The organism is Roseibium sp. HPY-6, from assembly GCF_040530035.1.
GTDB lineage: Bacteria > Pseudomonadota > Alphaproteobacteria > Rhizobiales > Stappiaceae > Roseibium.
In genome coordinates this window covers 2,198,440-2,210,573 of record NZ_JBEWCD010000002.1, presented here as the reverse complement: position 1 = coordinate 2,210,573, position 12,134 = coordinate 2,198,440, and the positions used below count along the sequence as shown (strand labels likewise).

Below are 12,134 nucleotides of genomic sequence, written 5' to 3'. Positions count from 1 at the left end.
AGCAGAAAGTGGCAACAAGCAGAAACGACGAAGGCACAGCCCCCGAATTGAGCCTGCCATCCACTGCCCCCCTCTACCAGGAGGCAGAAAAGCGCCTGTCCCAGCGCGCCGTTCGCATTCGAAACTGGCGCAATCGCAAAATTGCATCGGCAAGTTTTCGGAACTGGATCATGCGCATCCCGGGATTGCGCTCCATTGCCAACCGGAAGGCCGCAGCCCTCTTTCGTCTGACGGCAGGTTTCGTCTTCAGTCAGGTGCTAAGCACCTGCGTCAGGCTGGGTGTTTTCGAGCAGCTTGAGAAAGGTCCCCGGTCAGCAGAGCAACTGGCACGCGCAAGCGGAATCGGGCCCGACAAAATGCAACTCCTCCTCGAACAGGCGGAGCGGCTGGATCTTGTGACACAAGTTGAGCCGGGATCCTGGATGCTAGACGATGCCGGTGCGGTCGTGGCCGGCGATCAGGGCATAAGACAGATGGTCCTGCACCATGAGTTGCTTTACAGGGACCTTGATACGCCCGAAGACCTTCTGAAGAACCCGGAAAAAGAGACACGCTTGAAGTCGTTCTGGGCGTATGCGCGCGGCAGGCAAACGCTTGAACTGAATGAAGATACGGCCCAAGACTATTCTGCTCTGATGCACAGCAGCCAGAGCATGCTCGCTGATTGCATTTTGGACGCGAATGACTTCGGCGCATACGGATCGATCCTGGATGTCGGTGGCGGAGACGGCAGCTTCCTGACAGCGTGCGCCGAGCGGCACCCGAACCTACATCTGCATCTGTTCGACTTGCCGGTCGTCGCCGATCTGGCGCGTGAAAACCTGTCAGCCAATGGCCTTGAAAAAAGGGCGAGCGTTCATGGCGGAGACTTTGCAAGCAGTCCGATACCGGGCATGGCCGACTGCGTCTGCCTCGTTCGAATCCTATGCGACCATGATGATGATCGTGTTCGGGACATACTTAAGAACCTGCATGCCTCTCTCCGGCCCGGCACAAAACTGATGATTGCCGAGGCGATGGCCGGCCCATCGGAAGGCGCTCGGCTCGCGGCTGTCTATTTCAGCTTCTATTTTCTTGCCATGGGGTCCGGGCGCTGCAGGAGCGATGCGGAAATCAAGGCATTGCTGTCCGAATCCGGGTTCAGCAAGCCCCGCACCGTCAAGACCAACAATCCCCTCTTGGCAACGCTGGTGTTCGCGGAACGCTGATTTTCACGCTCATTATGTCAAAATGTGTAAATATTAATTGACACTTTTGAGCGTCAATTTAAAATGACAGTTGTATCTGCTGGATCCGATGTGCGGGAGGCACACAGATGGACACCACGGCAATTGTCTTTGAAGAGCCAGGCACGCTGAGCGTGAAGCAATTGGCACTGACTTCGCCGGACGCGCGCGACGTGGTTGTCGAAACCCTTTTCAGCGGAATATCCACCGGCACTGAGAAAATGCTTTTCGAAGGCTCCATGCCGCAGTTCCCCGGCATGGGTTACCCGCTCGTGCCCGGATATGAATCCGTTGCCACGGTCATTGAAGCAGGACCGGAGTCGGGTCGGCGACCTGGGGAGACCGTGTTCGTCCCCGGCGCAAACTGCTACACGAGCGCCGCCGGCCTTTTTGGAGCCACGGCAGACCGACTGGTCCTACCGGGCGATCGAACCATCCCGGTACATGGGGACATTGCCGAGGACGCCGTGCTGCTTGCCCTGGCCGCGACCGCGCACCGGGCCGTGAAGCGGGCGCAGCAGCCCGTAGAGATGATCATTGGTCACGGCGTGCTCGGACGATTGATCGCACGCGTTGCCATCGCGCTTGGACAAACGCCACCGCGCGTTCTGGAAGCAGACCCTGAACGGCGCAAAGGCGCAGCTGGATACGAAGTGTTTAGTCCCGACAGTGACGCGGCCGAGGCTGCAAGCTGCTGCACAATCGACGCCAGCGGCAATCCCGCCGCGTTGGACGGCGCGATCGCGCGACTGAACAGGAATGGGGTCCTGGTTCTGGCCGGATTTTATGGCGAACGCGTAAGCTTCGCGTTTCCCCCTGCATTCATGCGCGAAGTCTCCGTTGTGCTTTCCGCTGAATTCAAACCGCAGGACACCACGGCCGTTCTGGACCTGGTGGCTGGCGGACGCCTTTCCCTGGAAGGCCTCATCACACATCACGCACATCCGAAGGAAGCTTCGCAGGCCTATCGAACCGCCTTTGACGATCCTTCCTGTCTGAAAATGGTCATCGACTGGAGGAAGCCCTCATGATCCTCGAAAACCAGCCCGGTCAACGCTACCGGATGCAGGACTTTCTCCGTGAAGAGGCGGCGGTCGAACCGGATGCCCCTGCGACCGGCCCGGTTACCAAGGAAACGCAGATCATAGCGATTTACGGCAAGGGCGGGATCGGCAAGAGCTTTACCCTGGCGAACCTCTCCTACATGCTTGCGCAGCTTGGTAAAAAGGTTCTCCTGATCGGTTGTGATCCGAAAAGCGACACCACCTCGCTCCTGTTCGGAGGACGGGCCTGCCCCACCATCATCCAGACCGCATCGAGCCGCAAGGAAGCCGGCGCGGAGGTCGCAATTTCAGACGTCTGTTTCAAACGGGACGGCGTCTTCGCGATGGAACTTGGCGGCCCTGAAGTCGGGCGCGGCTGCGGTGGACGCGGTATCATTCACGGGTTCGAAACGCTCGAGAAACTCGGCTTTCATGACTGGGATTTCGACTACGTCCTGCTGGACTTCCTTGGCGATGTCGTCTGCGGTGGTTTCGGACTGCCAATCGCCAGAGATATGTGCCAGAAAGTCGTCGTTGTTGGTTCCAACGATCTTCAGTCGCTTTATGTCGCCAACAATGTCTGCTCAGCCGTGCAGTATTTCCGCAAACTTGGTGGCAATGTCGGTGTAGCCGGACTTGTCGTCAACAAAGACGACGGCACAGGCGAAGCTCATGCTTTTGCAGATGCCGCCGGCATTCCCGTTCTGGCTTCAATCCCCCAGGATGAGGACATCCGCCGAAAAAGCGCGAATTACCAGATCATCGGCATGCCGGGTGGGAATTGGGGACCTCTCTTTGAGTCGTTGTCCATCAACCTGGCAGAAGCGCCGCCGGTGCTGCCCAACCCGCTTGATCAGGACGGCCTGCTGGGGCTGTTCGATTCCAGCGAAACCGGCGCTGACTATCAACTCGAGCCTGCGACCCCTGAAGACATGTGCGCGGCCGGCGCGGCCGACAAGCCATCTCTCGAGGTGGTCTACGACACGATTTAGAGACCGGACAGGACCATGAAAACGCACCCGAAGGAACGCGAGCCGGATTTTGCAGGTGGCACTGAAGCCACCGGCGATGAACAGATCGCGCGCCCGGATGATTCCGCAGGTCTCAAGGCTGAAGGCGCCGGTTGCCACAGCAAGGCTGAGTTTTCGAAAGCAACAGCGCGTTCCCTCGGTAACGGCGACCTGATGGATCGTCTGGAGGCAGACTATCCCAAAGGGCCGCATGACCAGCCACAGTCCATGTGTCCGGCCTTTGGGTCCCTTCGGGTTGGCCTGCGCATGCGCCGGGTGGGAACCATCCTTTCCGGCTCAGCCTGTTGCGTCTACGGCCTGACTTTCACATCCCATTTCTATGGCGCCAAACGGTCTGTCGGTTACGTTCCGTTCGATTCCGAAACGCTGGTGACTGGCAAGCTGTTCGAAGACATTGTTGAATCCGTTCATAAAATGGCGGATCCGAAGAAGTTCGACGCTGTCGTGGTTACAAATCTCTGCGTTCCGACGGCTTCCGGTGTTCCGTTGCAAATGCTGCCGCGCCAGATCAACGGAGTGCGCATAGTCGGTATCGACGTGCCGGGCTTCGGAGTGCCCACGCATGCAGAAGCAAAGGACGTCCTTTCAGCCGCCATGCTGGCCTATGCGCGGCAGGAAGCTTCCGAAGGCCCCGTCTTGCCGCCGCGCGACGGCTTGAACGACAAGCCTACCGTAACCCTTGTCGGTGAAGTCTTCCCGGCCGATCCTGTTGTCATTGGCGGCATGCTCGATCCCATGGGGCTGGCCGCCGGACCGACCGTACCCGTCCGGGAGTGGCGCGAACTCTATTCGGCACTCGACTGTGCGGTCGTCGCCGGAATTCATCCGTTCTACACCGCAAGTTTCCGGGAATTCAAAGCCGCGGGCCGCGAGATCATCGGTTCTGCACCAATCGGTCTTGAAGGTACCGATGCCTGGCTTTCGGCGATCGGTGAAAAGTGCGGGATTGCCGCTGAAAAGACGAATATCAGCCGCAACGCAATGCACGGTGCGATTTCTGCAGCCCTCGGAGCCAATCGTATCGACGGACGTATCACGCTCTCTGGCTACGAGGGGTCCGAACTGCTTGTCGGCCGCCTGCTCGTCGAACTCGGCGCTGACCTGCGTTACGTGGGAACCGCCTGCCCCAGAACACCTTACAGCGAGGAAGATGCCCAGTGGCTGGAAGCACGCGGGGTCGAGGTTCGGTTCCGCGCGTCGCTGGAACAGGATCTGGAAGCTTTCGAAGCGTTTGAGCCCGACCTGGCAATCGGCACGACGCCGGTCGTCCAGAAGGCGAAGGAAAGCGCGACGCCCGCACTCTACTTCACCAACCTCATCTCGGCCCGGCCTTTGATGGGACCGGCCGGCACTGCCTCATTGCCCGGCGTTATCTCCACCGCAATCGCCAACAAGGACCGGTTCCTGAAGATGCAGGACTTCTTTGAAGGGGTTGGCCAAGGGGACACGTCCGGTATTTGGCAAGGCGTTCCGGAAGACAAGAGCGGTTACCGCCAGAAGTATGCGGCGCGTCTCAAGAAGTCTCAGAATGCAGTAGACAACGGGGAGAGCGTCGGATGCTGATCCTCGACCATGACAGGGCTGGCGGTTACTGGGGTAGCGTTTACGCCTTCACGGCGATCAAGGGGCTTCAGGTCATCATCGACGGTCCCGTGGGCTGCGAAAACCTGCCCGTCACTTCGGTGCTGCATTACACCGACGCCCTGCCCCCTCACGAATTGCCGATCGTGGTCAGTGGCCTCTCCGAGGATGAGCTTGGTCAGCATGGAACCGAAAGCGCAATCAAACGCGCACGCCAGGTGCTCGATCCGGATCTTCCAGCAGTCGTCGTAACTGGATCCATCGCGGAAATGATTGGCGGCGGTGTCACTCCGGAAGGCTCGAACATCAAGCGCTTCCTGCCCCGCACCATCGACGAAGATCAATGGCAAAGCGCGGACCGGGCACTGAAATGGCTCTGGACGGAGTTCGGACCAAAGCGCGTTCCAAAACCGCGTAAGCGCAAGGAAGGTGCAAAGCCAAGGGTCAACATTATCGGGCCGATCTATGGCACCTACAACATGCCGTCCGACCTTCACGAGGTGCGGCGACTTGTTGAAGGCATCGGCGCGGAAATCAACATGATTTTCCCGCTTGGAAGCCACGTGGAAGACCTGCGGAAGCTTGGCGATGCCGACGCGAACATCTGTCTTTACCGTGAATTCGGCCGTCTCCTTTGCGAGGCGATGGAGCGGCCCTACCTGCAGGCTCCCATCGGCATTCATTCCACAACAGCCTTCCTGGAAACACTCGGCGAGATCCTCGATCTGGATCCGCAGCCGTTCATAGAAAAAGAAAAGCATACAACGCTGAAACCCTTGTGGGATCTGTGGCGCTCCGTCACGCAGGATTTCTTTGCGACCGCCAACTTCGCGATTGTCGCCAACGAAACCTACGTTCGCGGGGTCCAGAACTTTCTTGAAGGTGAGATGGGGCTTCCCTGCACGTTTGCAGTTGCCCGCAAGGCCGGAACCAAAACAGACAATCCGGAAGTTGCGGAGCTGACTGCGAACAGCACACCCATGATCATGTTCGGCTCGTTCAATGAACGCATGTACATGGCAGAAGCAGGCGCGCGCGGCAAATTCATTCAGCTGTCCTATCCGGGCGCGGTCGTGCGCCGGCACACCGGCACACCGGTGATGGGGTACTCCGGCGCCTGCTGGCTGATCCAGGAAGTCTGCAACGCGCTTTTCGATGTGCTGTTCGAAATCCTTCCGAGCGCCGGTGAGCTCGATGCAATCGAAGCGACCTCCGCGCGCCAGAAGACAGAATACCAGTGGCATCCGGATGCCCTCGCGGCACTCGACGCACGGATCAGCCGTGAACCGGTGCTTGCACGCATATCCGCCGCCAAACGCCTGCGTGAAGCAGCGGAATTGGAGGCCTGGGCCGACAACGTCACTGAAGTGACTTTTGCGCATGTCGCACGGGTCGCCAACAAGTCCGGGATCACCGCATGAGCCATGTTTCTCTAAGCCGCAGACCGGGAACCGAAGGAGCAGAACAAATGGTTTCAACAACACACCACGAGCACGTTGTCCGCGATCGTTACCGGGAGCGGGAAGCCGAACGTGTCATGATGAAACGTCTGTTTTTATTGGTCTTTCCGCTTTGCCTCACAACGATAGCGCTCACCCGGATCAGCACTGTTTTCAGTGCGCGCGACGCCCGGGCTGAAGGCTCCGTTTTCGAGGAAGCCAAAGCATCGGCCTATGCAGCCTTGGGTTATGCCTTCCATGTGTAGCCCCCCACTTTGCCGGCGTTTACGGCGTTGGCGAAAGCCCAGAGGAACCGGTTAACCGACTTCACTGGAACCCTGCCGCGAGGGTTGTGCGCGGTAACCGCCGAAAGGCAAGCAGCGGAGGTCATTTCAATGGCTTCAGACAAAGAGTCCCTGACGGGGATTTCTCATGAGGAGGCGCAGGAGTTTCATCGATACTTCGTCAAAAGCGCGATCTTGATGTCGCTCTTTCCCTTCCTTGCCCACATTTCGATGTGGCTCTACCAACCGTGGCTCTAGGTCCACAGCAGATAAGGATGTGAAGACATGTGGAGAGTTTGGCTCCTCTTCGATCCGCGTCGAGTGCTCGTTGGCCTCGCGGTGTTCCTTTTCACCTTGGCAGTGCTGATTCACTTCATCCTGCTGAGTTCGGAAAAGTACAACTGGCTGGACAACGCCGCTCTTTGGGGACCCGGATCGCAAATCGAATTGCTTCATCCGGACCAAAACACCGCCTTGGTCTGACAGACCAGGACGGCTCAACATCATCGGTGGCGGAGGGTCCCGCAGTCTCCCGCTCACGCGGCGCTCAGCGTCTTCCGCCACCAAGACCTGCTTCAAGAGTTTAGCTGCGCTGATGCACCGTTATGCAGCGGCTAAGGAGGACTTCATGGCTTTGCTCAGCTTTGAAAGAAAGTACCGCGTACGTGGCGGGACGCTGCTTGGCGGAGATCTCTTCGATTTCTGGGTCGGCCCGTTTTATGTAGGCTTCTTTGGTATAACCGGTGCCTTTTTCGTTATTCTGGGCACAGCCCTGGTGATCTATGGCGCGGCGATCGGACCAACCTGGAACATTTGGCAAATCTCGATTGCGCCCCCTGATCTTTCCTATGGCCTCGCTCTGGCCCCCATGAAGGAAGGTGGCCTCTGGCAAATCATAACGATTTGCGCGATTGGGGCATTTTGTTCCTGGGCACTCCGCGAAGTCGAGATATGCCGTAAACTCGGGATGGGTTATCATGTCCCGATCGCGTTTTCCTTTGCGATTTTCGCCTATGTGACACTCGTCGTGTTTCGCCCGCTGCTTCTCGGCGCCTGGGGACATGGCTTTCCATACGGCATTTTCAGCCATCTCGACTGGGTGTCGAACGTTGGCTACCAGTACCTGCATTTCCACTACAATCCAGCCCACATGATCGCCGTGACCTTCTTCTTCACGACGACGCTCGCGCTCTCGCTTCACGGCGGCCTCATTCTTTCAGCCGCCAATCCCGGCGCGTCCATGGAAGGTGGCGGCCAGCAGGCCGAGGTGAAGACACCCGAATATGAAGACACCTTCTTCCGCGACATCATAGGCTATTCCATCGGCACGCTCGGCATTCACAGGCTCGGTCTGATCCTCGCGCTGAACGCAGGATTTTGGAGTGCCGTCTGCATCGTCATCAGCGGGCCCTTCTGGAACCAGGGCTGGCCACAGTGGTGGAACTGGTGGCTTGACCTGCCGATCTGGAACTGAGGGGAAACGCTATGACCCAATACCAGAACATTCTTACGATCGTTCAAATCAGCGGCCCCGCCGAAGAAGGCATGCCGCTTCCCAAGGACGACAGTCCGCGCACCGGAACGCCGGTCATGTCGAGGCTGCTGGGCTGGATCGGAAACGCGCAGATCGGTCCCATTTATCTCGGCTATCTTGGGACATTGTCCCTCGTTTTCGGACTGATCGCGTTCGAGATCATCGGCCTCAACATGTGGGCGTCGGTTGGCTGGGATCCCATCCAGTTCGTCCGCCAGCTCTTCTGGCTCGGCCTTGAACCGCCGCCGGCAGAATACGGCCTGTCCATGCCGCCTTTGAACGACGGTGGCTGGTGGTTGATCGCCGGTTTCTTCCTGACTGCGTCCATCCTGTTGTGGTGGGTGCGCGTCTACCGGCGGGCCCGGCAGCTTGAGATGGGAACCCATGTTGCCTGGGCGTTTGCATCGGCAATCTGGCTCTTCCTGGTTCTTGGCTTTATCCGCCCGATACTGATGGGCAATTTCTCCGAGGCCGTGCCGTTCGGCATCTTCCCGCATCTGGATTGGACAGCTGCGTTTTCGATCCGGTACGGCAACCTCTACTACAACCCGTTCCACTGTCTCTCGATCGTCTTCCTCTATGGGTCGGTGCTGCTGTTTGCAATGCATGGTGCCACCATTCTGGCCGTCGGCAAATACGGCGGCGAGCGTGAACTTGAGCAGATTACCGATCGAGGCACCGCCTCTGAGCGCGCCGCGCTGTTCTGGCGCTGGACCATGGGCTTCAACGCCACGATGGAATCCGTTCACAGATGGGCATGGTGGTTTGCCATTCTGACACCCCTGACTGGCGGCATCGGGATACTTCTGACCGGAACAGTCGTCGACAACTGGTACCTGTGGGGAATTGAGCACGGCATCGTCGCCCCCTTGCCGGACATTTATCCGGATGTCGTCGACCCGGCGGCGCAGTAAGGAGAGGGAAAATGCAACTTTGGATACCATTTGCAGCATCCGCCGGAACGCTCCTCGCTATCGCCAGCTTCGTCGGCGCGGACTGGGATGCCCCACCCGTTGAATCGGTCCAGATCGGGTATCGCGGTACAGGCATGTACCTTGAAAAGGACATTGAAAAGGAAAAGGCACTCAGGGCCGCCAATGAGGTTCCCGAGGCTCCCTGGGAAGCGGATCCGGAGGGGGATCGCGCGAGCGAGCTTTACGAGAACGTCCAGGTTCTGGGGGATCTTTCAGATGATCAGTTCAACCAGTTCATGGCTGCGATCACGGAATGGATCTCGCCCGAAGAAGGCTGCGAATACTGCCACAACGCAGAGAATTTCGCCTCGGACGAGGTTTACACAAAGGTCGTTGCCCGGCGCATGATCCAGATGAACCAGACGATCAATGTGGACTGGGGCGATCATGTCGGCGATGTCGGAGTGACCTGTTACACCTGCCACCGCGGCCAGCACATCCCGGCAAACTACTGGTACGACGATCAGGAGCCGAAACCGGCAAGCGCCATGAGCCGCCACGGCGGTGTGGGCAAGTTCGTCGGCAACACCTCCATGCCTCAAAATGCGCTTATGGACTATCTGCTTGAAGACAAGTCGATCCGGGTGCATTCGCTCACGGCCCTGCCTGACCCTGACAGTCCGAATCCGGCCGGCACCAAGGAAACCGAGAGCACGTGGGCGTTTATGATGCACATGTCAGAGGGCCTTGGGGTCAATTGCGTGACCTGCCACAACTCGCGGGCCTTCAATGACTGGGACCAGAGCCCGCCGCAGCGCGTGACCGCCTGGCACGGGATCAACATGACCCGCGCGCTGAATGTCGACTATATGGTCGGCCTGACGCCCGTCTTCCCAGAAAATCGCCTTGGACCTGAAGGCGATGTGCTCAAGATCGGCTGCTCGACTTGCCACAACGGTGTTCAAAAACCGCTCTATGGCGTCTCGATGCTGCAGGACTATGTCGACGCGCTCGACAAGAAAGGCCCAACCGACGTGCCTGATTTTTCGACTTATGTTCCTGGGGAAACTCAGGTCATGGGTGCGGAAACGCCGGCAAATTCATCCGCGCTCCCTCTCCAAACCACAGTCGCGGATGTTGCCAAGTAGCACCCCAACCGGCGTGACCGTCACTTGAAAGGGAGCCATCGCGGCTCCCTTTTTTTGACCTCACGGTCACCACTGAGTGTTCTTGGGAGAGAGAGGCGGATTGCGGTCTCGAAAGGGTTGGCCGGCCGCGGAACCCTCTAGTCGTTTGTGCTGAACTTGAAAGCGGGAAACCGCTCAAGGTAGATACGGAACCATGGCGTAAAGTCGTCGGGTGACTTTTGAACCTCCCTGTGGAGGCTTTCAGGGTCGACCCAGCGGACTGCATCGACTTCTTCCGGGTTCGGCCGAATGTCGAGCTGCCTTCGGTCGACCTGGGCGCTGAACAGCGTTACGCGTTCGTGCTCGCTGAGCCCCTCGCCCACGCTTGCCTCGTATTCCACGGTCTGATGTCGTGTCAGTGGTATCGAAAACCCAAGTTCTTCCTGAAGTCTGCGTTCGGCACAAGATTCTACCGTTTCATCCCAGTGAGGGTGGCTGCAGCAGGTGTTGGCCCACTGTCCGCCGCAGTGATACTTCACGGCAGCGCGCTTTTGAATGAGAAGCAAATCACCATCGAAGACAAATACCGAGACGGCCAGGTGCAATAGACCCTGGACATGGGCGGCCATTTTTTCGACCGGAAACAGCGAGCCGTCGTCGGCGACCGCCGGTATGATAATGTGCCTGTTCATCTAATCCAGGGTCCACTTAAAGGTTTCAGGCAACCGCGCGCGCCAAGGCGCATTGCGACCATAGCGAACACACCGCCTCGGCAAGCTGCCGGATGTCGGCGTCGCTGTGAAGTGGTGTCGGCGTGATCCGCAGCCGCTCGGTTCCAACCGGAACCGTGGGATAGTTGATCGGCTGGACATATATGCCAAAGTTGCTCAGAAGAACATCGGAAATCCATTTGCACTTTGACGCGTTTCCGACAAGAACCGGCACAATGTGGCTCGGATTTTCCATGTGCGGGATGCCCCGCGCATCAAGCGCTGCGCGAACCTTGGCAACAACCGCCTGGTGTGCCTCCCGTTCCCTGGTGCTTTCCTTCAGATAGCGGATCGACGCCGTGGCCCCGGCCGCAAGCGCCGGCGGCAACGCTGTCGTGAAAATGAAACCGGAAGCGAAAGAGCGAACGAAATCGACCAGAACGGTCGGGCCGGTTATGTATCCGCCCATGACGCCAAAGGCCTTGCCCAAAGTGCCTTCGATGACCGTCAGACGGTCCATCAGACCTTCGCGCTCTGCGACACCGCCACCGCGCGGACCGTACATGCCGACCGCATGCACTTCGTCAAGATACGTGATTGCCCCGAACGCGTCTGCGACATCGCAGATCTCTTCGATCGGCGCGATGTCCCCATCCATCGAATAAACGCTCTCAAAAGCAACCAGCTTCGGGGCGTTAGGATCGTCCGCCGCCATCAGCTCCCGCAAATGCTGCGGATCGTTGTGCCGGAACAGTCGCTTTTGACATCGCGAGTGACGAATGCCCTCGATCATCGACGCGTGGTTGAGTGCGTCGGAATAGACGATTATCCCGGGGATCTTGGCCAGGAGCGTACCGAGCGCCGCCCAGTTCGAAACGTACCCTGAAGTGAAGATCAGTGCAGCTTCCTTGGCATGCAGATCCGCGAGCTCGCGCTCCAGCAGCACGTGATAGTGATTTGTGCCGGAGATGTTGCGTGTCCCCCCCGCACCGGCGCCACATTTCTCGATGATCTCGGTCATTCGTCTTGTGACGAGCGGGTTTTGCCCCATGCCCAGGTAGTCGTTGGAACACCAGACCGTGACGTCGCGCGTTTCGCCCTCGTCGTCATAGAAAGTCGCTTTCGGAAACTGCGAACAATGCCGTTCCAATTCCGCAAAAACCCGATAGTTTCCAGCGGTGTGCAAATCGGAGAGTGCTGTCTCCATGTGCTCAAAAACGTTCATCGGCCTCTCCTCTTCCCTCA

Annotated in this window: 13 protein-coding genes; 11 read left to right on the top strand and 2 right to left on the bottom strand. The window is 58.5% G+C overall.

The genetic code is table 11. The annotated features are described in order from the left end of the window. Positions 1 to 8: 8 nt before the first annotated feature. From ABVF61_RS21300 to pufC, 11 genes are all read left to right on the top strand, one after another. Complete coding sequence (locus ABVF61_RS21300; protein ID WP_353995541.1) at positions 9 to 1,208, top strand: methyltransferase; 1,200 nt, start codon at positions 9 to 11, stop codon at positions 1,206 to 1,208. 107 nt (positions 1,209 to 1,315) lie between these two features. Next, on the top strand, positions 1,316 to 2,257 hold the full coding sequence (gene bchC, locus ABVF61_RS21295; RefSeq protein ID WP_353995540.1) for a chlorophyll synthesis pathway protein BchC: 942 nt from the start codon (positions 1,316 to 1,318) through the stop codon (positions 2,255 to 2,257). Then, positions 2,254 to 3,261: a chlorophyllide a reductase iron protein subunit X gene (locus ABVF61_RS21290; protein ID WP_353995539.1), complete on the top strand. Its 1,008-nt coding sequence runs from the start codon at positions 2,254 to 2,256 to the stop codon at positions 3,259 to 3,261. The genes bchC and ABVF61_RS21290 overlap by 4 nt, the downstream gene beginning before the upstream one ends. Positions 3,262 to 3,276: 15 nt before the next feature. Continuing rightward, on the top strand, positions 3,277 to 4,863 hold the full coding sequence (gene bchY, locus ABVF61_RS21285) for a chlorophyllide a reductase subunit Y (RefSeq protein ID WP_353995538.1): 1,587 nt from the start codon (positions 3,277 to 3,279) through the stop codon (positions 4,861 to 4,863). Then, on the top strand, positions 4,857 to 6,302 hold the full coding sequence (gene bchZ, locus ABVF61_RS21280) for a chlorophyllide a reductase subunit Z (protein WP_353995537.1): 1,446 nt from the start codon (positions 4,857 to 4,859) through the stop codon (positions 6,300 to 6,302). Before bchY ends, bchZ begins: the two co-directional genes overlap by 7 nt. A 47-nt stretch (positions 6,303 to 6,349) precedes the next feature. Continuing rightward, complete coding sequence (locus tag ABVF61_RS21275; protein ID WP_353995536.1) at positions 6,350 to 6,586, top strand: hypothetical protein; 237 nt, start codon at positions 6,350 to 6,352, stop codon at positions 6,584 to 6,586. 129 nt (positions 6,587 to 6,715) lie between these two features. Continuing rightward, a complete protein-coding gene (locus ABVF61_RS21270) occupies positions 6,716 to 6,862 on the top strand; it encodes a light-harvesting protein (protein WP_296594192.1) in 147 nt (48 codons plus the stop codon). Between the two features lie 27 nt (positions 6,863 to 6,889). Beyond that, positions 6,890 to 7,087, top strand: a complete 198-nt coding sequence (gene pufA, locus ABVF61_RS21265; protein ID WP_353995535.1) for a light-harvesting antenna LH1, alpha subunit — start codon at positions 6,890 to 6,892, stop codon at positions 7,085 to 7,087. 145 nt (positions 7,088 to 7,232) lie between these two features. Next, complete coding sequence (pufL, locus tag ABVF61_RS21260) at positions 7,233 to 8,078, top strand: photosynthetic reaction center subunit L (protein WP_353995534.1); 846 nt, start codon at positions 7,233 to 7,235, stop codon at positions 8,076 to 8,078. 11 nt (positions 8,079 to 8,089) lie between these two features. Further along, positions 8,090 to 9,052 (top strand): photosynthetic reaction center subunit M, encoded by a 963-nt coding sequence (pufM, locus tag ABVF61_RS21255; RefSeq protein WP_353995533.1) that lies wholly within the window; start codon positions 8,090 to 8,092, stop codon positions 9,050 to 9,052. A gap of 11 nt (positions 9,053 to 9,063) precedes the next feature. Next, entirely contained in the window at positions 9,064 to 10,200 is a 1,137-nt protein-coding gene (pufC, locus tag ABVF61_RS21250; protein ID WP_353995532.1) for a photosynthetic reaction center cytochrome PufC, read from the top strand. Positions 10,201 to 10,337: 137 nt separating this feature from the next. On the opposite strand, the gene idi is transcribed toward pufC, so the two are convergent. Next, positions 10,338 to 10,871, bottom strand: a complete 534-nt coding sequence (idi, locus tag ABVF61_RS21245) for an isopentenyl-diphosphate Delta-isomerase (RefSeq protein WP_353995531.1) — start codon at positions 10,869 to 10,871, stop codon at positions 10,338 to 10,340. Between the two features lie 25 nt (positions 10,872 to 10,896). After that, positions 10,897 to 12,114, bottom strand: coding sequence for a 5-aminolevulinate synthase (hemA, locus tag ABVF61_RS21240; RefSeq protein ID WP_353995530.1), 1,218 nt, complete (start codon positions 12,112 to 12,114; stop codon positions 10,897 to 10,899). Positions 12,115 to 12,134: the final 20 nt, after the last annotated feature.